Origin of the sequence: Lysobacter arenosi (assembly GCF_016613475.2) — a bacterium.
GTDB lineage: Bacteria > Pseudomonadota > Gammaproteobacteria > Xanthomonadales > Xanthomonadaceae > Lysobacter_J > Lysobacter_J arenosi.
Window position 1 is genome coordinate 818,630 of record NZ_CP071517.1, and the last position, 21,791, is coordinate 840,420.

Annotated in this window: 15 protein-coding genes and 1 pseudogene; 9 read left to right on the top strand and 7 right to left on the bottom strand. The window is 66.1% G+C overall.

Features of this window, described 5'->3' with window-relative positions:
• Nucleotides 1–30 precede the first annotated feature (30 nt).
• The 4 genes and pseudogenes from HIV01_RS03885 to HIV01_RS03900 all read right to left on the bottom strand — a co-directional run bounded on the left by HIV01_RS03885 (nt 31) and on the right by HIV01_RS03900 (nt 2,762).
• Entirely contained in the window at nt 31–1,011 is a 981-nt protein-coding gene (locus HIV01_RS03885) for a hypothetical protein (protein WP_200606351.1), read from the bottom strand.
• Between the two features lie 74 nt (nt 1,012–1,085).
• Nucleotides 1,086–1,970: pseudogene (locus tag HIV01_RS03890) on the bottom strand (ABC transporter ATP-binding protein).
• Nucleotides 1,967–2,338, bottom strand: coding sequence for a GntR family transcriptional regulator (locus tag HIV01_RS03895; RefSeq protein ID WP_200605034.1), 372 nt, complete (start codon nt 2,336–2,338; stop codon nt 1,967–1,969). Before HIV01_RS03895 ends, HIV01_RS03890 begins: the two are co-directional and overlap by 4 nt.
• A gap of 4 nt (nt 2,339–2,342) precedes the next feature.
• Nucleotides 2,343–2,762, bottom strand: coding sequence for a hypothetical protein (locus tag HIV01_RS03900; protein WP_200605035.1), 420 nt, complete (start codon nt 2,760–2,762; stop codon nt 2,343–2,345).
• Between the two features lie 189 nt (nt 2,763–2,951).
• Here HIV01_RS03900 and HIV01_RS03905 point away from each other — a divergent pair, with 189 nt between their 5' ends.
• The 7 genes from HIV01_RS03905 (at nt 2,952) to HIV01_RS03935 (ending at nt 10,098) form a co-directional block, all read left to right on the top strand.
• The gene (locus HIV01_RS03905; RefSeq protein ID WP_200605036.1) at nt 2,952–3,539 is read left to right on the top strand and encodes a glutathione peroxidase; all 588 of its coding nucleotides are present in this window, start codon (nt 2,952–2,954) and stop codon (nt 3,537–3,539) included.
• A 176-nt stretch (nt 3,540–3,715) separates the two neighbouring features.
• A complete protein-coding gene (locus tag HIV01_RS03910; RefSeq protein WP_200605037.1) occupies nt 3,716–4,651 on the top strand; it encodes an FKBP-type peptidyl-prolyl cis-trans isomerase N-terminal domain-containing protein in 936 nt (311 codons plus the stop codon).
• Nucleotides 4,652–4,783: 132 nt separating this feature from the next.
• Complete coding sequence (locus HIV01_RS03915; RefSeq protein WP_200605038.1) at nt 4,784–5,566, top strand: FKBP-type peptidyl-prolyl cis-trans isomerase; 783 nt, start codon at nt 4,784–4,786, stop codon at nt 5,564–5,566.
• A 77-nt stretch (nt 5,567–5,643) separates the two neighbouring features.
• The gene (locus HIV01_RS03920) at nt 5,644–6,999 is read left to right on the top strand and encodes a UDP-glucose dehydrogenase family protein (RefSeq protein WP_200605039.1); all 1,356 of its coding nucleotides are present in this window, start codon (nt 5,644–5,646) and stop codon (nt 6,997–6,999) included.
• Between the two features lies 1 nt (nt 7,000).
• Entirely contained in the window at nt 7,001–7,237 is a 237-nt protein-coding gene (locus HIV01_RS03925; RefSeq protein ID WP_200605040.1) for a SlyX family protein, read from the top strand.
• Between the two features lie 9 nt (nt 7,238–7,246).
• Nucleotides 7,247–7,960 (top strand): DUF2058 family protein, encoded by a 714-nt coding sequence (locus HIV01_RS03930; protein WP_200605041.1) that lies wholly within the window; start codon nt 7,247–7,249, stop codon nt 7,958–7,960.
• Nucleotides 7,961–8,004: 44 nt separating this feature from the next.
• Nucleotides 8,005–10,098, top strand: a complete 2,094-nt coding sequence (locus HIV01_RS03935) for an acyltransferase family protein (RefSeq protein ID WP_200605042.1) — start codon at nt 8,005–8,007, stop codon at nt 10,096–10,098.
• 45 nt (nt 10,099–10,143) lie between these two features.
• Here HIV01_RS03935 and metH read toward each other — a convergent pair whose 3' ends face one another.
• Genes metH through HIV01_RS03950 form a run of 3 tightly spaced genes read right to left on the bottom strand, consistent with a single transcriptional unit; the run spans nt 10,144 to nt 14,945 of the window.
• Nucleotides 10,144–12,831 (bottom strand): methionine synthase, encoded by a 2,688-nt coding sequence (gene metH, locus HIV01_RS03940; RefSeq protein ID WP_200605043.1) that lies wholly within the window; start codon nt 12,829–12,831, stop codon nt 10,144–10,146.
• Nucleotides 12,828–13,955 carry a homocysteine S-methyltransferase family protein gene (locus HIV01_RS03945; RefSeq protein ID WP_200605044.1) on the bottom strand — a complete coding sequence of 376 codons (1,128 nt, stop codon included), beginning with the start codon at nt 13,953–13,955 and terminating at the stop codon, nt 12,828–12,830. The genes metH and HIV01_RS03945 overlap by 4 nt, the downstream gene beginning before the upstream one ends.
• Before the next feature lie 3 nt (nt 13,956–13,958).
• Nucleotides 13,959–14,945 carry an ArsR/SmtB family transcription factor gene (locus HIV01_RS03950; protein WP_200605045.1) on the bottom strand — a complete coding sequence of 329 codons (987 nt, stop codon included), beginning with the start codon at nt 14,943–14,945 and terminating at the stop codon, nt 13,959–13,961.
• A gap of 279 nt (nt 14,946–15,224) precedes the next feature.
• Between HIV01_RS03950 and HIV01_RS03955 the strand changes: the two genes are divergently transcribed.
• Nucleotides 15,225–16,385 (top strand): acyl-CoA dehydrogenase family protein, encoded by a 1,161-nt coding sequence (locus HIV01_RS03955; RefSeq protein ID WP_200605046.1) that lies wholly within the window; start codon nt 15,225–15,227, stop codon nt 16,383–16,385.
• A gap of 320 nt (nt 16,386–16,705) precedes the next feature.
• A complete protein-coding gene (locus tag HIV01_RS03960) occupies nt 16,706–21,769 on the top strand; it encodes an NAD-glutamate dehydrogenase (protein WP_200605047.1) in 5,064 nt (1,687 codons plus the stop codon).
• Nucleotides 21,770–21,791: the final 22 nt, after the last annotated feature.

Below are 21,791 nucleotides of genomic sequence, written 5' to 3' on the forward strand. Positions count from 1 at the left end.
GCGTGCCACCGTCCCGCGAACCCATCGGGGTCAGCCGTCGTCGCGCCAGCGGCGCATGCGGATCGCGCCGTAGAGCATCGCCGCACCGGCCACCGCACCAATCCACAGCTGCGGCGTGAGCAGGACCGAGTACATCGTGCGCAGGTTGATCACCGAGTGGATCGCCTGCGGACCATCGACACTGATGTCGCCGATGTTGGCCGCGTCGAACCAGGCGCCGGGGACGATGCTGGTCAGGCTGCGGGCGACGATGTTCTTCCAGAACCAGGCCGTATCCAGGTCGAAGGCATGCATCAGGTCGAACCAGCCGACGAAGATGCCGGCGAAGATCGGGATGATCAGTGCCCACAGGAACGGCTTGCTCTTGGCCCAGGACGAGCAGAGCATCAGCCAGCCCACGGTCGGCAGTGCCCACAGGGCATACACCGGGATCGAGGCAAGCAGGTGCGCGCAGACCTTCAGCGGGCTCGCCGGCACCCACAGCAGGGTGTACGGGTTGCCGCCGTGCAGCAGCACGACCAGGCTGTAGATCAGCATCGAACCGAAGACGGTCAGGATGGCCGCGGTCGCGGCGATCACCGGCGCCATCAGCGTGGCACTGAGCACCTTCGACAGAACGGTATCGCGGTCGGAGATCGGCAACGACTTCCAGAACAGCACGCTGCGGTCCTTGCGATCGTCGTACAGGCTGCCCAGGCAGTAGAAGAACACGACGAAGGCGAGGACGACGAAGGGCCAGGTGGCTGCCATGTAGAGGCTGGCATCGATCGCGCCGCCGAACTCACGCAGCTCGTTCGGGCTGATCTTCTCGGTCAATCGCGCCAGGTCGAGACCATTGACCTGGAAGCTGCCGCCTTCGACGTTGATCGTGGCGTGGTCGGGAACCTTGCGCAGCAGCACTTCACCGGCGCCGACGCCCATCAGGGTCAGCAGCAGGAGGATGCCGCCGGCCACCAGCGGTGCCCAGAAGAAACCGCCCTTGTGCTCCCAGAATTCGCGCTTGAGCAGCATCTTGTAGGTGTGGGTGGGATGCGGCGCGGCCACTACGGCAGCGCGGGCTCCACCATGGGATTCTTGAATCGCGTTCATGCGTAGGTTCCCTTCATGGTGGCGACGAACAGGTCGGCCCAGGCCCGGCGTGCGGGTCTCACCCAGGCCGGACAGGTGTTCGTGCGGCACGGAATCGAACAGCATCACGGTCTTGCCGAAGGGCAGGGCGCGTTCGTCGATCGGCTTGAGCGCACGCGCCTGATCGGTCTTCTCGCCATTGACCAGCACTTCGATGAAACGCTCGCCGAGCGATTCCATGTCGTTGTCGAGCACGATCTTGCCGTCGCGGATGAACATCACGTCGGTGAGGATGTGTTCGATCTCCTCGACCTGGTGGGTCGTGACCAGGATCGTCTTCTCCTCGTCGAAGTAGTCTTCCAGCAGGCGCTGGTAGAACTGCTTGCGATAGAGGATGTCCAGGCCCAGGGTCGGCTCGTCCAGGACCAGCAGCTTGGCGTCGATCGCCATCACCAGCGCCAGAGGTGCAGCTGCACGATCATGCCCTTGGACAGTTCGCGCACCCGCATGTTCGGCGTCAGCTTGGTGTGGGCGAGGAAACGCTCGCACTTGGCACGGTCGAAGCGCGGGTGCACGCCGGCGACGAACTCGATCGCCTCCTTGACCCGGATCCAGCGCGGCAGCACCGCCACGTCGGCGATGAAGCAGACGTCGCGCATGAGTTCGTCACGCTCGGTGCGCGGGTCGCGGCCCAGCACCTTCAGCGTGCCCTCGAACGGGATCAGGCCGAGGATGGCCTTGAGCGCGGTGGTCTTGCCCGCGCCGTTGGGACCGATCAGGCCGACGATGCGGCCGGCCGGGATCTCGAACGCGGTCTCGTCCAGCGCCAGCTTGTTCTTGTAGGCCTTGCGCAGGCCGTGGGCGCTGACCACGGATGCGGAAGTGGTGACGGGGGCGTTCATTGCGTGCCTGCCTTGACGTCGGTAGCCAGCAGTTCCTGTGCGGTCAGGCCCAGGCGCATGATGCGTTCCAGCACCAGCGGCCATTCCTCGCGCAGGAAGCGTTCGCGTTCATTGAACAGCAGTTTCTTTGCGGCCTCTTCGGTCACGTACATGCCCAGACCCCTGCGTTTTTCGACGAGAGCCTCGTCCGCCAGTTCCTGATAGGCGCGCGAGACAGTGATTGGATTGAGCTGATATTCGGCGGCGACCTGGCGGACAGAGGGAAGAGCGTCTCCGGGCTTGAGCACCCCGTCGAGCATCATCGCAATGACGCGCTCCTTCAGCTGGCGATAGATCGGAGCGCCGTCGCTCCATTGAATTGCGGTCATGGGTTCAGCCCCGCGGTGCGAATGAGAAATAAGGCATGACTAGGGTTTGCCGGCGATGCCGGGCGGCAGTCCTTGCCTGTTTCTTTTCGGTGTCGATGGTGGCGCTCTCGAAAGACCTGGAACTTGTCACCGCTTCGGCCAGGGCCGCGGCGGTTGCGATCTCAGCGGTCAGGGCGGCGGCATCGGCCAGGCTGTCGACCTGGTCGGCGCGACGCTCGATGCTGCGTGCGAGGGCCTCGACCTGCTCGCCATGGCTGGCGGTCGGATCGGAAGGCGTGAAAGTGAAGTCGACCGGACCCATGTGCAGGGCGATCGGGCGGACCTGCGGTTGCTGCGGCGCCGGGAGCGCCATCGCCAGGCACAGCGCCAGCGTCGAAGCCGAGGCGAGCAGGGCGAGGAAGGAGTTGTGGAGCCTGCGGTTCATGGTGGGCGTCCTGCTCTTTGGTCAACCGGTGTTGTAGGCAACTATAACACCTAAATACTCCCGGTCAAGTCCGGCCTACCCAACTGATGGCATAGGCCGATGAACGGGGCGGGGCCGCCGCGGGGCCCCGGCAGGGGGAACACTGGTCATAATCCCGGGTTGATCCCTCCAAACGGCCCCACGACGCCCATGCCCACGCTTCTTTCTCGCCGCTGCAAGCAACTATTCGTGCCCGTGGGGCTGTCCTTGCTGCTGGTGTCGGCATTCGCTTCGGCCGCTGGCGGCCTGCTCGATCGCAGCTACCGGCCGTTGGCCGGCAAGGCGCCGGTCAACCTGGCATCGGCCTATGGCGGCGACGTCGTGCTGGTGGTCAACACCGCCAGCAAATGCGGGTACACGCCGCAGTTCGAAGCGCTCGAAGCGCTGCACGCACGCTACAAGGGCAGGGGTTTTGCCGTGCTGGGCTTCCCGTCCGGCGACTTCAAGGCGCAGGAATTCGAGGACGAGAAGCAGATCCAGGAGTTCTGCACGCTGACCTATGGCGTGAAGTTCCCGATGTTCCAGAAGGTGCATGTGGTCGGGGCCGACGCCACACCGCTGTACCAGGACCTGAGCCGCGTCTCCGGCGAGGCGCCGCGCTGGAACTTCCACAAGTACCTGATCGGCCGCGATGGCCGCCTGATCGCCAGCTATGGCAGCAAGACCACGCCGGATGATCCGGCCGTGGTTGCCGCCATCGAAAAGGCGCTCGAGGCGCCCCGCGCGGCTGCGAAGTAGATGCCGGAACAAAAGGGCCAGGCAGCGGTCACACGTTACTGCGCGCACGGTCATTGCCCATGCGATCCTGTGCCGCGACAATGCACCGCTTGCGTGGCGGTGGCGGCAGCTGATGCCGTCCAGACGCAATCTGGCCATTCAGGCCGACGACCATACCCATACGGAGCAGGTACCCGATGAAGGCTTTTGTGCGCGGCGCCGCCGTGTTGATCACCACTGCGGCCACGCTGATCGGCGCGGCAGCCTCTGCCCAAGACAAGACCGTGCTTACTACCGAACGCGACAAGGCCAGCTACATGGTCGGCAGCGATATCGCCCAGTCCATCGCCCCGGTGGCGCCGGACATCGACCTGGCCGCTTTCGAGCGCGCCATCAAGAACGCCTTCGACGGCGGCAAGCCGCTGATCACCGAGGACGAGGCGCAGGTCGTCGGTCCGGCGCTGATGCAGCGCATTGCCTCGCGCCAGGGCCAGGCTCCGGCCGGCGCCAAGGTGCCTGAAGTCGCCAAGGACAAGGTCGCCTATCTGGTGGGCGCCGACGTCGGCCGTTCGCTGGCACCGATCAAGGACGAGCTCGAGTTGCCGGTGGTGGTGCAGGCGATCCGCACCAGCTTCAACAAGGGCACGCCGCTGCTGAGCGAGGCCGAGCAGGGCGCCGTGCGCCAGTCCTTCCAGCAGAAGGTCCAGGCCAAGATGCAGGCGCAGGCTTCGGCACTGGGCGACAAGAACCAGGCTGACGGCGCTGCGTTCCTTGCCAAGAACAAGTCGGTCAAGGGCGTGTTCACGACCGGCTCCGGCCTGCAGTACATGATCCTGCGCCAGGGTTCGGGCCCGCGTCCGAAGTCGACCGACCAGGTCCGCGTCAACTACCACGGCACGCTGCTCGACGGCACGGTGTTCGACAGTTCCTACGATCGCGGCCAGCCGGCCGAGTTCGCGTTGAACCAGGTCATCGCCGGCTGGACCGAAGGCGTGGCGATGATGCCGGTCGGCAGCAAGTTCCGCTTCTGGATCCCGGGCGAGCTGGCCTATGGCCCGAAGGGCACGCCGGGCGGCCCGATCGGCCCGAACGCGACGCTCGTGTTCGACGTTGAATTGATGGCCATCCTCTGAATTTGAACGGTACGTCTACCGTTCAGTTTGCTGCTGGCAGTTTGTGAGGCCTTGATGGCGGCGTGGCGCCGATGCCACGCTGCCAAAGCCGATACCCGAATCGCGAAACCCCATTCCTGGAGCCTCCATCCGATGAAGTTTTCTCCGCGCCACACCGCCCTCGCCTTGGCCATCGCTTCGCTTGCAGCGCTGACCGCTGCCTGCAACAAGCCGGCCGACAAGGCCGCGGACGCCAAGCCCGACGCCGCCGCTGACGCCGGCAAGGCTGGCGACAAGGCGATCCCGGGCCTGCCGACCGAGAAGGAACAGGTCAGCTACATGATCGGCATGGACATGGCGCGCTCGCTGGAGCCGGTCAAGGATGAAATCGACCTGGATACGCTGAACAAGGCGCTCAAGAGCTCGCTCGCCGGCGAGAAGCTGCTGCTCGACGAGAAGCAGTCGACGCAGATCCGCGAAGCGTTCGCGCAGAAGGTACAGGCGCAGCGCATCGCCAAGATGATGGCCGATGCCAAGAAGAACCTCGACGACGGCCAGAAGTTCCTCGCCGAGAACGGCAAGAAGCCGGGCGTGATCACCACTGCTTCGGGCCTGCAGTACCAGGTACTGACCGAAGGCAAGGGCGCCAAGCCCAGCGCCACCGACGCCGTCAGCGCGCACTACAAGGGCGCGCTGCTCGACGGCAAGACCTTCGACAGCTCCTACGACCGTGGTGAGCCGGCGACCTTCGTCCTCGGCCAGCTCGTGCCGGGTTGGCAGGAAGGCATCGCGCTGATGCCGGTCGGCAGCAAGTACCGCTTCTGGATCCCGAGCAAGCTGGCTTACGGCGAGCAGGGCGCAGGCCCGATCGGCCCGAACCAGACCCTGGTTTTCGAAGTCGAGCTGCTCGACATCGTCAAGCCGGGCGGCAAGTGAGTAACGGGTAACCATCCGGGCGCAGGGAGCGAAGACCGCTCCCTGCTGCTGCAGATTCGTTCCTCGTTGGAGTACCTATGCGCGTCACGATCTTTGGAACCGGATACGTCGGCCTCGTCACGGGCACCTGCCTGGCCGACGTCGGCCACGACGTGATCTGCGTCGACATCGACCAGGCCAAGGTCGACGGACTCAACCGCGGCGTGATCCCGATCTACGAGCCGGGGCTGGAGCCGATGGTCAAGGCCAACCACGCCGCCGGACGCCTGCGCTTCACCACCGACGCCGAAGTCGCGGTCGCCCATGGCGACGTGGTCTTCATCGCGGTGGGCACGCCGCCGGACGAAGACGGCAGCGCCGACCTCAAGTACGTGCTGGCGGTGGCGCGCACGATCGGCCGTCATCTCGAGCGACAGGTGGTGGTGGTCAACAAGTCGACCGTGCCGGTCGGCACCGCCGACAAGGTGCGCGCGACGATCGCGGCCGAGCTGGCGTCGCGTGGCGCCGAGTTCGGTTTCGAAGTGGCCTCCAATCCCGAGTTCCTCAAGGAAGGCGACGCGGTCAACGACTGCATGCGTCCGGACCGGATCGTGATCGGTGCCAGCAGCGCGACGGCAGTGGACAAGCTCAAGCGCCTGTACGCGCCGTTCAACCGCAACCACGAGCGCATCGTGGTGATGGACGTGCGCTCGGCGGAGCTGACCAAATACGCCGCCAATGCGATGCTGGCGACGAAGATCAGCTTCATGAACGAGATCGCCAACATCGCCGAGAAGGTCGGTGCCGACGTGGAGATGGTGCGCCAGGGTATCGGCTCGGATCCGCGCATCGGCTGGCACTTCATCTATCCCGGCGCCGGTTACGGCGGCTCGTGCTTCCCCAAGGACGTGCAGGCACTGGCGAAGACGGCGCAGCAGTACGGCTACGACGCGCAACTGCTGGGCGCGGTCGAGTCGGTCAATGATCGCCAGAAGGAACACCTGTTCGAGCTGATCGGTCGTCACTACGGCGTCGCGTCCCATGACGGCGCGCTTGCAGGCAAGACGTTCGCGGTGTGGGGCCTGGCGTTCAAGCCCAACACCGACGACATGCGCGAGGCTTCGAGCCGCCGTCTGTTGCAGTTGCTGTGGGACGCCGGCGCCAAGGTGCGAGCCTACGATCCGGAGGCGACCGAAGAGGCACAGCGGATCTTTGGTGAGCGCGACGACCTGGTGCTGTGCGATTCGGCACGCGCCACGCTGGCCGATGCCGATGCGCTGGTGGTGGTGACCGAGTGGAAGCAGTTCCGCAGCCCGGATTTCCAGCGCCTGAGCCAGTCGCTGGCGGACCGCGTGATCTTCGACGGGCGCAACCTCTACCACCCCGACGAAGTCGAGGCGGCCGGACTGGCCTACTACGGCATCGGGCGTGGTCGCTCGATCCTGATCGACTGACATGAGCAGCCAGAGCGAACTCGAACAGCGACTGGTCGACCTGGAGATGCGCGTTGCATTCCAGGAGCAGGCGTTGACCGAACTGAGCGATGCGCTGGCAGGCGCGCGCGAAGAAGAAGGTCGCAATGCCCTGTTGCTGCATCGCGTGCTTGAGGAACTCAAGCAGATGCGCATGGCGATGTCGACCAACCCGATCACCGGCGATGCTTCGCAAGAACCACCCCCGCCGCACTACTGACACGACGCAATGAGCAATAGTCTTCGCGACCAACTGATGGGGCTTGGTTTCACGCCGGCACCCAAACCCGAGCGCCCCGAACGTCCCTCGCAGGGCAAGCCCGACGGCAAGCCGGGCCAGCGCGGTCCTGGGAAGCCGCATGGCGGCAAGCCGGGCGGGCATGCGGCCGGTGCCAACAAGGGCGGCGAACAGCGCAAGGGTGATCAGCGCAGGGGCGATGCGCGCAGGGGCGATGCCCCCCGCGGCGAAGCACGCCGGCAGGGTGGCCCGCGTCCCAGCGGCAAGCCGCAGTCGCGCGAGGACATCGACCTGGCCAAGGCCTATGCCATCCGCGCCCAGCGCGAGAAGGACGAGCGCATTGCGGCCGAAGCGGCCAAGCAGGAAGAAGCACGGCTGCGGCGCGAAGCGCGCGCCAGGCTGACCGAGCTGGTCAAGGACAAGGCACTCAATGATCCGGCCGCGGAGATCGCTCGCCACTTCCCGTACGGCGGCAAGATCAAGCGTGTCTACGTCAACGAGACCCAGCTCAAGGCACTCAACGCAGGTGAGCTGGGCGTGCTGCAGATGGACGGCCGCTACGTGCTGGTCAGCGCTGAAGTGCTGGCCCAGGCCGAAGAGATCTTCGCCGCCGCGATCGCTTTGAAGGTCGATCCGAACGCGCCGGCGGGGGACGATCCCTATGCCGATCCCCAGTATCAGGTACCTGACGACCTGGTGTGGTAACGCCCTTGCGGGCGGCATTTGAGAGTAGAAAGGGGAAGGGGATCATGGACGAGCCGCGTCACGGGTATTTCCCGTACATCGATGGCATGCGTGCGCTGGCCGTGCTGTCGGTCATCGCGTATCACATGGATTCGTCCTGGTTGCCGGGCGGGTTCACTGGCGTCGATGTCTTCTTCGTCATCTCCGGATTCGTGGTCAGCGCGTCGATGGCGCGGTTCGACCATCCCAGGCTGCTGGACTACCTGGGTCACTTCTATTCGCGACGCATCCGCCGGATCGCACCGGCGTTGATGGTCTGCCTGCTCGCCACCAGCGTCGCCAGCGCGCTGTTCATCCCGCAGGCGTGGCTCAGCGACACCAGCAATGCGGTCGGTCGCTGGGCGTTCCTCGGGCTGAGCAACTTCGTCCTGCTTCGCACCGACGGCGACTACTTCTCGCCCAAGGTCGAGTTCAATCCGTACACGCATACCTGGTCGCTGGGCGTGGAGGAACAGTTCTACCTCCTGTTCCCGCTGCTGTTCTTCGCATGGGCGTTCGGGCGCCGCGGGCGCGCCGCCTCGATGGCACTGTTCGGCGCCGGCCTGCTGGCCTCGCTGGCATACGTGTTCTGGGTTTCCAAGGATCAGCCGGCGTTGGCGTTCTACATGCTGACCACACGGTTCTGGGAACTGGCGGCGGGCGTGCTGCTGTTTCAGATCCTCGCCGGACTGCGCTCGCGCGGTAATGACATCGCACAGGCCAGCGCATGGCCGGCCACCATCGGTACCACCTTGTCGTTGGCTGCCCTTGTCTATGGTCTGGCCACTGCCCGAGCGGGTCATGCCCCGTACCCGGACGCCCTGTTGCCAGTGGCAGGCGCGCTGGGACTGCTCGGATTCCTGCAGGTGGCCGCCGTTGCCAGGCCGTTGCGATGGCTGTTCGAGAACAGGACCGCGCTGTACATCGGACGCATCTCGTACTCGCTCTACCTGTGGCACTGGCCCGTGTTCGTGCTGATGCGCTGGACGGTGGGGCTGGAGTCGGCAGCGCTGCGAGTGATCGCGCTGATGCTTACGTTCGCGCTCGCGGCGCTGTCGTACCGCTTCGTCGAGACGCCGTTCCGTCGCGCTGCGGTCGTTCGCAATGCGCCCAGGCTGGCGGTGGTCGGGATCGGAGTCGTGGTGATCGTGGTGTGCATGACCGGCTATCGCAAGATCGGCCGGATGCAGCCGGAGCTGTCACTGAGCGTTGTGGCCCGGCAGGCAGAGGACTGGTATCCGCAAGGCCGGGAAACCCGTCCCGAGCTGCCCGATTGTGCCGCGGTCGGCCACGTGGAGACGGTTGCCAATGTCGAGCTGCGGGTGCTGTCGCCAACGTCGTGCAAGCAGCCCTCCCAGGCCGGTCGCTTGTTCGTGATCGGCGATTCACATGCCTCGGCCTATGCCGGCATGCTCAAGCAGGTCGCCTTGCGCACGCAGCGCGATATCTACATCTACACCCGGGCCGGTTGCTCGTTTGCCAGCCTGCAACCATGGCGTGACTACCAGGTTCCGCACTGCCAGGAGTTCGGGGCCTCGGCCCTCGCCGACGTCAAGGCGCGCGCACGGCCTGGCGACGTCATCTTTCTGCCCGCTCTACGGCTGCCGCGGTTCGCCGACCAGTGGATCAGCTTCAAACCCGAGGAAGTGCGCGACGCGGTGTTCGGCGAAACCGCCGTCGTCGGGCGCCAGGAATCCGAACGTGTGATCGGCGAGACTCTGCGCCCGTTGGCAGAGCAGGGCATACGCGTGGTGTTCGAGGCGCCCAAACCGCTGTTCCGTTCTCCGCCTTACCGTTGCGCCGATTGGTTCAGCCAGTCCAATCCGGCCTGCCGCGATGGCCTGACCATGGAGCGCAGCGAGATCGAAGCCTTGCGGGCGCCGGTGCTCGCCTCGTATGGCCGCATTGCCGCGCAGCTCGGTGGCGTGAGCGTCTGGGACCCGCTTCCGGTGCTGTGCCCAGGTAAGGTGTGCCATGTCAGCGACCACGGCCGTCCGCTCTTCTTCGACGGCGACCATCTGAGCGGCCATGGCAATCAGGTGCTGGTGCCCAGCTTCCTGGCGTACCTGGGTTCGCTTGATCACGCCGGTGCGAGCTCGGCGGCGCGGGCAGCGCAATAGCCCGGTCGCAGGTGCAGCAGGACAACTGTCTGCTGCGCCTGAAACTTATTCCGGGTCGTAGTCCAGGTTCGATGCCAGCCAGCGTTCGGCCTGCGCCAGGCTGACGCCCTTGCGACGGGCGTAGTCCTCCACCTGTTCCTTCGACACGCGACCAACCACGAAGTACTGGCTGTCGGGGTGGCTGAAGTAGTAGCCCGACACGGCCGCGGCGGGATACATCGCGAAGCTCTCGGTCAGCTGCAGCCCCGCATTGCCGGGGGCATCGAGCATCGCGAACAGCGTCGCCTTCTCGCTGTGCTCCGGGCAGGCGGGGTAGCCGGGAGCGGGGCGGATGCCGCGATAGGCCTCGTGGATCAATGCATCGTTGTCGAGCACTTCTTCGGTGGCGAAGCCCCAGAACTCCTTGCGCACCCGCTCGTGCAGGCGTTCGGCGAGCGCTTCGGCGAAGCGGTCGGCGAGTGCCTTGAGCAGGATCGCGTTGTAGTCGTCGTGGTCGGCTTCGAAGCGGGCGACGTGCGCCTCGATACCCAGTCCGGCAGTGACCGCGAATCCGCCGATCCAGTCCTGGCGGCCCGAGTCTTTCGGTGCGATGAAGTCAGCCAGGCAGAAGTCCGGGCGCTCGACCGGCTTGTCGACCTGCTGGCGCAGGAAGTGCAGGGTGGTCGGCGTCGACCCGGTGTCGACGACGACGTCGTCACCGACGCTGTTGGCCGGCCACAGCGCGAACACCGCCTTCGCCTTCAGCCACTTCTCGTCGACGATGCGCTTGAGCATCGCCTTGGCATCGCCGAACAACTCGCGCGCCTGTGCGCCGACGATCTCGTCTTCGAGGATCGCCGGATACCTGCCAGCCAGTTCCCAGGTGTTGAAGAACGGCGTCCAGTCGATGTAGTCGACCAGTTCCGCCAGCGGGTAGTCGTCGAACACGTGCAGTCCGGGCTGGTTCGGCGCCGGCGGCACGTAGTCCTGCCAGCGGCCGTCGAAGCGCTGCCCGCGGGCCTTCGCCAGCGGCACCAGACGCTTGCCGTCGCCGCGGTGCTTGTGGCGCTCGCGGATCTCGGCGTAGTCGGCATCGTTGGCGGCGACGAAGCCCACGCGCAGGTCGGGGCTGATCAGCGACTGCGCCACGCCGACGGCGCGCGACGCGTCCTTCACCCACACCGTGGGCGACTTGTAATGCGGATCGATCTTGAGCGCCGTGTGCGCGCGCGAGGTGGTCGCGCCACCGATCAGCAGCGGCATGTGGAAGCCCTGGCGCTGCATCTCGCGGGCGACGTGGCTCATCTCCTCCAGCGACGGCGTGATCAGGCCGGACAGGCCGATCAGGTCGGCGTTCTCGGCGCGTGCGCGGTCGAGGATGGTCTGTGCCGGCACCATCACGCCCAGGTCGACCACTTCGAAGTTGTTGCACGCCAGCACCACGCCGACGATGTTCTTGCCGATGTCGTGGACGTCGCCCTTGACCGTGGCCATGACGATCTTGCCGTTGGACTTGCCGACGTCACCGGTGCGCAGCTTCTCGGCTTCGATGTAGGGCAGCAGGTAGGCCACGGCCTTTTTCATCACGCGCGCGGACTTCACCACCTGCGGCAGGAACATCTTGCCGGCGCCGAACAGGTCGCCGACCACGTTCATGCCGTCCATCAACGGGCCCTCGATCACGTCGAGCGGACGCGTCGACTGGGCGCGCGCTTCCTCGGTGTCGGTCTCGATGTACTGGTCGATGCCATGCACCAGCGAGTGGCTCAGGCGCGCGCGCACCGGCTTCTCGCGCCAGGCCAGGTCTTCGACCCGCTTCTCGCCCTTCTTGCCCTTGTAGCGGTCGGCGATCTCGAGCAGGCGCTCGGTGCCGTCGCTGCGGCGGTTGAGCACCACGTCCTCGACGCGCTCGCGCAGGTCTGCATCCAGGTCGTCATACAGGGGCAGGGCGCCGGCGTTGACGATGCCCATGTCCATGCCGGCGCGGATCGCGTGGTACAGGAACACCACGTGGATGGCCTGGCGCACCGGTTCGTTGCCGCGGAAGGAGAAGCTGACGTTGGAGACGCCGCCGGAGATGTGGCTGAACGGAAAGCGCCGCTTCAGCTCACGCGTGGCTTCGATGAAGGCCACGGCGTAGTCGTTGTGCTCGTCGATGCCGGTGGCGATGGCGAACACGTTGGGGTCGAAGATGATGTCTTCCGGCGGGAAGCCGATCTCTTCGGTCAGCAGGCGGTAGGCACGCGAGCAGATATCGACCTTGCGCTCGATCGTGTCGGCCTGGCCGGTCTCGTCGAAGGCCATCACCACGACGGCGGCACCATAGCGGCGCACCAGGCGCGCCTGGCGCAGGAATTCGGTCTCGCCTTCCTTCATCGAGATCGAGTTGACGATGCCCTTGCCCTGCAGGCACTTCAGGCCGGCCTCGATGACGCTGAACTTGGAGCTGTCGACCATCACCGGCACGCGCGCGATGTCGGGCTCGGCGGCCATCAGGTTGAGGAAGTCGACCATGGCCCGCTCGGAATCGAGCATGCCTTCGTCCATGTTGACGTCGATGACCTGGGCGCCGTTCTCGACCTGTTGTCGGGCGACCACGACCGCTTCGTCCAGTCGGCCTTCCAGGATCAGCTTCTTGAACTGCGCCGAGCCGGTGACGTTGGTGCGTTCGCCGACGTTGATGAAGTTGCTTTCGGGAGTGATCTGCAACGGCTCCAGGCCGCTGAGCCGGGTCTGGCGCGGCAGTGCGCTCATGCCGCCAGTTCCTTGTCGGCATCATCGGCCTGGGCACGCACCAGCGTGGGCAGCACGCGCGGCGGGTACGCCGAGACGGCTTCGGCGATCGCGGCGATGTGCTCCGGCGTGGTGCCGCAGCAGCCGCCGACGAGGTTCAGCAGGCCGGCCTGGGCGAACTCGCCGAGCACGGCGGCCATGTCTTCCGGGGTTTCGTCGTAACCGCCGAAGGCGTTGGGAAGGCCCGCGTTGGGATGGGTGCTGACGTTGGCATCGGCGACCTGGGCAAGGACGTCGACGTGGGCTCGAAGGTCCTTTGCGCCGAGCGCACAGTTGAGTCCGATCGCCAGCGGCTGCGAATGCCGCAGCGAGTACCAGAATGCCTCGGCGGTCTGGCCCGACAGCGTGCGACCGGAAGCATCGGTGATCGTGCCGGAAATCATCACCGGCAGGCGCGCACCGCGCGCGTCGAACGCCTCCTCGATCGCAAAAAGCGCAGCCTTGGCATTGAGGGTGTCGAATACCGTTTCCACCATCAGCACGTCGGCGCCACCGTCGATCAGTCCGTCGGTGGCTTCGCGGTAGGCCACGCGCAGTTCATCGAAGGTGATCGCGCGGAAGCCGGGGCGGTTCACATCGGGGCTGAGCGAGGCGGTGCGGCTGGTCGGCCCAAGCACGCCGACGACGAAGCGCGGGTGGTCGGGGTTGGCGGCCTCGGCCGCATCGCAGGCGGCGCGGGCCAGGCGCGCGCCGGCCTGGTTGAGTTCGCCGGCCAGGTGCTCCAGGCCGTAGTCGGCCAGCGACACGGTGGTGGAGTTAAAGGTGTTGGTCTCGATCAGGTCGGCACCGGCATCCAGGTACTGTGAATGGATGCTGCGGATGATGTCCGGCTGCGTGAGCGTGAGCAGGTCGTTGTTGCCGCGCTGGTCGCGCGCGCAGCCGCATCCGTCGCCGTGCGCATGCTCCGAAGGGGCGTAGGCGCGGTCGTAGCCGTGGGCGAATCGCTCGCCGCGATAGGCAGCCTCGTCCAGCTCATGGCGCTGGATCATCGTGCCCATGGCGCCGTCGATGATGAGGATGCGCTCTGCCAGTCGCTGCTGCAGCGCCTGGGCGCGGGTCGGGTTGAGCCAGGGGAGCGTGCTCATTCTTCAGGACTTCCTGCCAGCCTTTTTCGCTGTCGATTTGGGTTCCGGTGCAGCCGCGTTGGCCGGCTTGCGCGCGATCAGTGCGATCACTTCGAAATGCGGCGGGCGACGCTCGCGGGTGACGGTTTCGCAACTGCCGATGTCGAAGCCGGCCTTGGTGACGAACTTCGACAGGTCCTTCTCGCTGAAGCCGAGATTGACGTGGCCATAGGCGCCGACCACGCCACGGTGTTCATGCCGGGCCAGGCTGGTGAGCAGCAACCGGCCGCCGGGGCGCAGCACGCGGGCCGCCTCGGCCACCGCCTGCGCCGGATGCTCGGCATAGGTCAGCGCATGCATCAGCACCACCAGGTCGAAATGGGCGTCGGCGAAGGGCAGGGCGTGCATGTCGCCCTCGCGGACTTCGACATTCTTCAGCTTGCGCAAGCGCTCGGAGGCCGCCAGTACGACCTTGGTGCTGGAATCCAGGCACACGTAGCGGTGCGAGTGCGGCGCCAGCAGTTCGGCCAGCACGCCGTCGCCGGAGGCGATATCGAGCACGTCGCCGGGCTCGAGCAGGGGCAGGGCGGAGCGGGCCAGCGCCTCCCAGGTGCGACCGGGCGAGTAATGGCGCTCCATGTCGCCGGCTACCGAGTCGGCCCAGTTCTGTTCGGACGCTCGCGCGGCCAGGACATTGCCCACGCGCTCGGCATCCTGGCGCAGCAGCGGATCGTCGCTGCCTTCACGCAGCGTTTGCCACAGTGCCTTCTGCGCCGAATCCAGCGAGGCGTCGTCGAAGCGGTAGTACGCCGACACGCCGGAGCGGCGATCGCGCACCAGCCCGGCCTCCTTGAGCTTGGCCAGGTGTGTTGAAACGCGGGGCTGGGCGAGTCGGGTGATGGCCGACAACTCGGCGACCGTCAGTTCCTCGCGCTCCAGCAGTGCCAGCAGACGCACGCGTGTGGCATCGGCGAACACCTTCAGTCGCAGCGACCAGCCTTCCAGATCCATGATGTATCAACCTATCGCGATATAGCGATAAGTGTCGCCCGCAAGCCCCCAAGGGTCAAGCGCAAGGCATTGGTTGCGGTGAAAAGTGGCCACTCCCCATCGGCGACCAGCGGTATTTGCCCTAGCCCCTTAGTTAGGGGCGGTTTCCGCCGCAGGCGGAAAAGGGCGGGTATGGCGCTGCGCAACAACTTCGGGGCCTGCCAAACCTGCACGAGACAGCTACAATTCTCCGCCTGTAGCAATGAAACATCCCCAACAAGCAGCCCCGAGGTATCCGACGTGGATTTTCGCTTCACTGAAGAGCAGTTGATGATCCAGGATGTGGCCCGCCGCATCGCCCAGGAAAAGATTGCTCCCAGCGCAGAGCACCACGACCAGACGGGCGAGTTCCCGCTGGAGAACATCCGCACCCTCGGCGAGAACGGCCTGATGGGCATCGAAGTGCCGGCCGAGTACGGCGGCGCCGGAATGGACCCGATCAGCTACGTGCTGGCGATGATCGAAATCGCCGCCGGCGACGCGGCCCACTCGACGATTGTCTCGGTCAACAATTCGCTGTTCTGCAACGGCATCCTCAAGTTCGGTACCGAGGCACAGAAGCAGCTGTACGTGCGCGCCATTGCCGAGGGTCGCGAGATCGGCGCCTTCGCGCTGACCGAGCCGCAGTCGGGTTCCGACGCCACCGCGATGCGCTGCAAGGCCACCAAGCAGGCCGACGGCACCTTCCTCATCAACGGCAAGAAGAGCTGGATCACCTCCGGCCCGGTCGCCAAGTACATCGTGCTGTTCGCGATGACCGAGCCGGACAAGGGCGCGCGCGGCATCACCGCCTTCATGATCGACACCGCCAAGCCGGGCTTCCTGCGCGGCAAGACCGAGCCCAAGCTCGGCATCCGTGCTTCGGCCACGTGCGAGATCGAATTCGACAACTACGTCGCGCAAGCCGAGGACGTCCTCGGTGACGAAGGCCACGGTTTCAAGATCGCCATGAGCGTGCTCGACGCCGGTCGCATCGGCATCGCCAGCCAGGCCATCGGCATCGCCCGTGCCGCCTACGAGAAGACCCTGGAGTACGTGCGCGAGCGCAAGGCGTTCGGCGCCCCGATCGGCACGTTCCAGATGACCCAGGCCAAGATCGCCGACATGAAGTGCAAGCTCGATGCGGCCACGCTGCTGACGCTGCGCGCGGCATGGCAGAAGGGCCAGCACGAGCAGGGCGGCGCGCGCTTCAGCAACGAGGCGGCGATTGCCAAGCTCACCGCTTCGGAGGCCGCGATGTGGATCACCCACCAGGCCGTACAGATCCACGGCGGCATGGGCTATTCCAAGGAGATGCCGCTGGAGCGGTACTTCCGCGATGCCAAGATCACCGAGATCTACGAGGGCACCAGCGAGATCCAGCGCCTGGTCATTGCCCGCAACGAGACCGGCCTGCGCTGAGGCCGGCCGTAGCAATCGGCCACGAGCGATGCATCCCGATGTGTCGCGCGAGTTGTAGTGATCCAAAAGCAGTAGCGAGCCACGTCATGAAACGTTTCGGATCGTCACGCCCTACCGCCTGCCCTGTCGACCGCGGTGGCGGCCTGCTGACAATTGCCCGCCTCCGCAAGCCCGGAGGCGGCGCACGCGACGCCGTCCCGGACGCATCGCGCCCACTGCTCGCGCCGCGCCAAGTCGCGTCCGCAAACAGTCCGTACTGAACCGTATCCCCTCGCCCGCGCGAATAGCGTGGGCCTCTTTCCATTGGACCTTCAGTTCCCATGAGCATCAAACGCAACGTTGCTGCCAAGCCCGCCGCCAAGGCCCCCTCGACGAAATCGAAGGCGCCGGCAAAGTCGTCCACCAAGGGCGCCGCGGCGATCGAGAAGGATGACACCGTCTCGCTCGAACCGATCATCGCCGCCATGCGCAAGCGCCTGCCGAAGGCGCGCCATGCCGAGACCGAGGCGTTCATCAACGCCTTCTACAAGCGCATGAGCAGCGACGAGCTGCCGCAGCACAGCGCCGAAGGCTGGGCCGAACTGGCCACCGACTTCCTCGACTTCGCGCGCGCGCGCAAGCCGGGCTCGGCGCTGGTGCAGTTGTTCAATCCGACGATCAAGAACGAAGGCTGGGAATCGACCCACACCGTCGTCCAGATCGCCAATGACGACATGCCGTTCCTGGTCGATTCGGTGACCATGGCGCTGGCCGAGCAGGGCATCGGCGTGCACGTGCTGGGGCACCCGGTGGTGACCTTCCGCCGCGACAAGGCCGGCAAGCTGGTCGCCGTCGGCGAAGGCGTGTCCGAATCGCTGATGCACCTGGAGATCGACCGCCAGCCGCAGGAGGCGATGCCGAAGATCAAGCAGGCGCTGGAAGCGGTGCTGGCCGATGTCCGCGCCTCGGTGCGCGACTGGCCGCAGATGAAGCAGAAGATGGTCGCCATCGCAGAGGACCTGGGTTCGCGCAAGCTGCCGGTCAGCGATGCCGGAAAGCACGAGGCGCAGGAGTTCCTGCGCTGGGCCGCCGACAACCATTTCACCTTCCTCGGCTTCCGCGAGTACGACGTCGTCGACAAGGGTGGCCAGCAGGTGCTCGCGGCCGACAAGGCCAGCGGCATGGGCCTGCTGCGCGGCCAGGATGTCGGCAAGCCGCGCCTGCTGACCTCGCTTGCGGCGCACTACATGCCGCAGTCCGGTTCGGTCGATGCGCTGATCCTGACCAAGACCAATGCCCGCGCCACCGTCCATCGCCCAGGCTACATGGACTACATCGGCATCCTCAGCTTCGACGCCAAGGGCCAGCCGGTGCGCGAGGAGCGCTTCCTCGGCCTGTACACCTCCAGCGCCTACAACCGCCGCCCGTGGGACATCCCGCTGGTGCGCCAGCGCCACAACTACGTGATGGAGAAGTCCGGCCTGGCGCCTGACAGCCACAGCGGCAAGGCGCTGCGCCACATCCTCGAGAGCCTGCCGCGCGACGAGCTGTTCCAGTCCAACGAGGGAGAGCTGCTGCACACGGCGACCGGCATCCTCGGCCTGCAGGAGCGCGTGCGCAGCAAGCTGTTCCTGCGCCGCGACCGCTATGGCCGTTACTTCTCGGTGCTGGTCTACATCCCGCGCGACCGCTTCAACACCGACATGCGCCTGCGCATCGAGGCGATGCTCAAGCGCGAGCTGCACGGCGAGCACGTCGACTCCTCGGTCACGCTGGGCGGCGAGTCGCCGCTGGCGCAGGTGCACCTGATCGTGCGCCCGAAGAGTGGCGAAACCGCACGCGAGGACATTTCCGCGGCCGAGTCGGCGCACATCGACGACGAGCTGTCGAAGATCGTGCGCAACTGGCAGGACGACCTGCGCGAACAGCTGATCGGGCGCCACGGCGAAGAGCGCGGCCTGGCACTGACCAACAGCATCGGCCGTGCGCTTCCGACCGGTTACATCGAGGAAGTCAGCGCCGCTGTCGCCGCCGATGACGTCGACCACCTGGCTGCGCTGAGCGGTCCGGACGACCTGCGCCTGAGCCTGTACCGCGCCCACCGCGGCGTCGGTGGCCTGCGCTTCAAGTTCTATCGCGAGCACGACGACATCCCGCTGTCGGATGCGCTGCCGATGATGGAGAACATGGGCCTGCGGGTGATCTCCGAACACCCGTACCGCCTCGCCGCCGGCGGCAAGACGACCGGCTCCAAGACGATGTTCATCCAGGACTTCGAGGTCGAGATCGGCGATACCAATCTCGACATCTCCAGCCTCGATGCCAACTTCGAAGAAGCCTTCGGCCAGATCTGGCGCGGCAATGCCGAGAACGATGGCTTCAACCGACTGATCCTGACCGCCAACCTGTCCTGGCGCCAGGTGTCGATGCTGCGCGGCTACACCAAGTACCTGATGCAGGTCGGCGTACCGTTCTCGCAGCCGTATGTCGAAGCCACGTTCAACCGTTATCCGCTGCTGGCGCGCCTGCTGGTGGAGCTGTTCGAGGCCAAGTTCGATCCGATCACCGGCAACGAGAGCAAGGCCGAAATCAAGGCCGGCATGGAGCGGTTCGCCGCCCAGCTCAAGACCCTGGCCAATGGCGACGAAGCCGCGCTGGCCGTGCTCAAGCCGGCCATCGATGCACGCGCCGGCAAGCGCGAGGCACAGGTCGAAGCGACCCGCAGCGCGATCAAGGGTCTGCTCGACCGCGTCGCCAGCCTCGACGAGGACCGTATCCTGCGCAGCTTCATCGGCGTGATCGATGCGACCCTGCGCACCAGCTACTACATCCAGTACAAGAATGGCGTGCGCGCCGACGGCGGCCCGACCGACTACATCAGCTTCAAGTTCGACTCCAGCAAGGTTCCGGACCTGCCCAAGCCGCGTCCGTACCGCGAGATCTTCGTCTACGGCCCGCGCGTGGAAGGCGTGCACCTGCGCTTCGGCCCGGTCGCCCGTGGTGGCCTGCGCTGGTCGGATCGTCGCGAGGACTTCCGCACCGAGGTGCTGGGCCTGGTCAAGGCGCAGATGGTGAAGAACACGGTGATCGTGCCGGTCGGCTCCAAGGGCGGCTTCTTCGCCAAGCAGCTGCCGGATCCCGCCGTCGACCGCGACGCCTGGTTCAACGAGGGCGTGGCCTGCTACCAGCGCTTCATCAACGGCCTGCTCGACATCACCGACAACCTGGTCGACGGCAAGGTCGTGCCGCCGTCGAACGTGGTCCGTCATGATGGCGACGATCCGTACCTGGTCGTGGCCGCCGACAAGGGCACCGCGACCTTCTCCGACATCGCCAACGCCATTGCCCGTGCGCACGGTTTCTGGCTCGACGACGCGTTCGCGTCGGGCGGCTCGGTTGGCTATGACCACAAGGGCATGGGCATCACCGCCCGCGGCGCGTGGGAGTCGGTCAAGCGCCACTTCCGCGCCATGGGCCGCGACAGCCAGAAGGCGGACTTCACCGTCGTCGGCGTCGGCGACATGTCCGGCGACGTGTTCGGCAACGGCATGCTGCTGAGCAAGCACATCCGCCTGCTGGCCGCGTTCGACCACCGCCACATCTTCCTTGACCCGAACCCGGATGCCGCGGTGACGTTCAAGGAACGCCAGCGCATGTTCAAGCTGCCGCGCTCGAGCTGGGACGATTACGACAAGTCGCTGATCAGCAAGGGCGGCGGCGTGTTCCCGCGCTCGGCCAAGTCGATCCCGCTGTCGCCGGAGATCAAGGCCGCGCTGGGCATCGACAACGGCGTTACCGCGATGAGTCCGGTGGAACTGCTCAGCGCCATCCTCAAGGCGCCGGTCGACCTGCTGTGGAACGGCGGCATCGGCACCTACGTCAAGGCCAGCAGCGAGAGCAACGCCGACGTTGGCGACCGCGCCAACAACGCCCTGCGCGTGAACGGCCGTGACCTGCGCTGCAAGGTGGTGGGCGAGGGCGGCAACCTGGGCATGACCCAGCTCGGCCGCATCGAGGCGGCGCAGCACAACGTGCTGCTCAACACCGACTTCATCGACAACTCCGCCGGCGTGGACACCTCCGACCATGAGGTGAACATCAAGATCCTGCTCAACGGCGAAGTGCAGAAGAAGAAGCTGACGGTGCCGGACCGCAACAAGTTGCTGGCGCAGATGACCGACGAAGTCGGCCAGCTGGTGCTCAACGACAACTACCGCCAGAACCAGGCGCTGAGTCTGATGGAGCGGATGAGCGTGCACCGCCTGGGCTCCAAGCAGCACTTCATCCACACGCTGGAGTCGCAGGGCCTGCTCGATCGCCAGATCGAGTTCCTGCCGTCCGACGCCGAGATCGCCGAGCGCAAGGCGCGCGGCCAGGGCCTGACCCGTCCGGAACTGGCGGTGCTGCTGTCGTACTCGAAGATCGTGCTGTTCCAGCAGTTGCTCGAGTCGGACGTGCCGGAAGACCCGTACCTGTCCAAGGAGCTGGTGCGCTACTTCCCGCAGCCGCTGCAGGCCAAGTACGCCAAGGCGATGGAAAACCATCGTCTGAAGCGCGAGATCATCGCCACCGCGGTGACCAACTCGATGGTCAACCGCATGGGCGCGACGTTCACCCTGCGCATGACCGAGGACACCGGCCGCAGCCCGGCCGAGGTCGCCGAGGCCTACACCATCGCCCGCGAAGCGGTCGATGCGCGCGGCCTGTGGGCGCAGATCGACGCGCTCGACGGCAAGGTGCCCGAAGGCGTGCAGGTCGACGCCCTGCAGGTGATCTGGCACCTGCTGCGCTCGATGTCGCGCTGGCTGCTGTCGCGTCCGGGCAAGATGCCGGAGATCGCGACCGCGATGGCGCGGTACGGCGACGGCATCAATGCCGTGCGCAACGCGGTTCCGGGCGTGCTCTCGGATGCCCGTCGCGAAACCTACGCCGCGCGCGTGGCCGAGTGGAAGGGCAGGGGCCTGCCGCCGGCACTGGCCGAACAGCTGGCCGTGTTGCCGCTGCTCGAGTTCGGTTGCGACATCGTCGAGATCTCGCTGGCGCGCAAGATGCCGGCGGTCGAAGTGGCGCGTGCCTACTTCTCCCTGGGTGCGGCACTGCACCTGCCGTGGCTGTACGAGCAGGTCGAACAGCTGCCAGTCGACGGTCGCTGGCAGGCACTGGCCCGTGGCGCGTTGCGTGACGAGCTGGCGACGCAGGCCCGCACGCTGGTCTCGCAGATCCTGGCCGACGGCGGCAAGAAGCCGGCGGAAGCCAAGGTCGAAGCCTGGCTCAAGCGCGATGACGCGTCGCTGCGCTTCACCCAGGCGATGTTCGCCGACCTGTTGAACCAGAAGGCGCTCGACTACCCGACGCTGTCGGTGGCTGTGCGGCGCCTGGCTCAGGTGGCAGCATCGGGGGCGTAAGCCACCCCAGCGAAAGCAGGAA

Bases quoted from the DNA above. Each gene is read 5' to 3' on its own strand.
- HIV01_RS03885 (WP_200606351.1), bottom strand. From the start codon at position 1,011: ATGCTGCTCAAGCGCGAATTCTGGGAGCACAAGGGCGGTTTCTTCTGG.
- HIV01_RS03895 (WP_200605034.1), bottom strand. From the start codon at position 2,338: ATGACCGCAATTCAATGGAGCGACGGCGCTCCGATCTATCGCCAGCTG.
- HIV01_RS03900 (WP_200605035.1), bottom strand. From the start codon at position 2,762: ATGAACCGCAGGCTCCACAACTCCTTCCTCGCCCTGCTCGCCTCGGCT.
- HIV01_RS03905 (WP_200605036.1), top strand. From the start codon at position 2,952: ATGCCCACGCTTCTTTCTCGCCGCTGCAAGCAACTATTCGTGCCCGTG.
- HIV01_RS03910 (WP_200605037.1), top strand. From the start codon at position 3,716: ATGAAGGCTTTTGTGCGCGGCGCCGCCGTGTTGATCACCACTGCGGCC.
- HIV01_RS03915 (WP_200605038.1), top strand. From the start codon at position 4,784: ATGAAGTTTTCTCCGCGCCACACCGCCCTCGCCTTGGCCATCGCTTCG.
- HIV01_RS03920 (WP_200605039.1), top strand. From the start codon at position 5,644: ATGCGCGTCACGATCTTTGGAACCGGATACGTCGGCCTCGTCACGGGC.
- HIV01_RS03925 (WP_200605040.1), top strand. From the start codon at position 7,001: ATGAGCAGCCAGAGCGAACTCGAACAGCGACTGGTCGACCTGGAGATG.
- HIV01_RS03930 (WP_200605041.1), top strand. From the start codon at position 7,247: ATGAGCAATAGTCTTCGCGACCAACTGATGGGGCTTGGTTTCACGCCG.
- HIV01_RS03935 (WP_200605042.1), top strand. From the start codon at position 8,005: ATGGACGAGCCGCGTCACGGGTATTTCCCGTACATCGATGGCATGCGT.
- metH (WP_200605043.1), bottom strand. From the start codon at position 12,831: ATGAGCGCACTGCCGCGCCAGACCCGGCTCAGCGGCCTGGAGCCGTTG.
- HIV01_RS03945 (WP_200605044.1), bottom strand. From the start codon at position 13,955: ATGAGCACGCTCCCCTGGCTCAACCCGACCCGCGCCCAGGCGCTGCAG.
- HIV01_RS03950 (WP_200605045.1), bottom strand. From the start codon at position 14,945: ATGGATCTGGAAGGCTGGTCGCTGCGACTGAAGGTGTTCGCCGATGCC.
- HIV01_RS03960 (WP_200605047.1), top strand. From the start codon at position 16,706: ATGAGCATCAAACGCAACGTTGCTGCCAAGCCCGCCGCCAAGGCCCCC.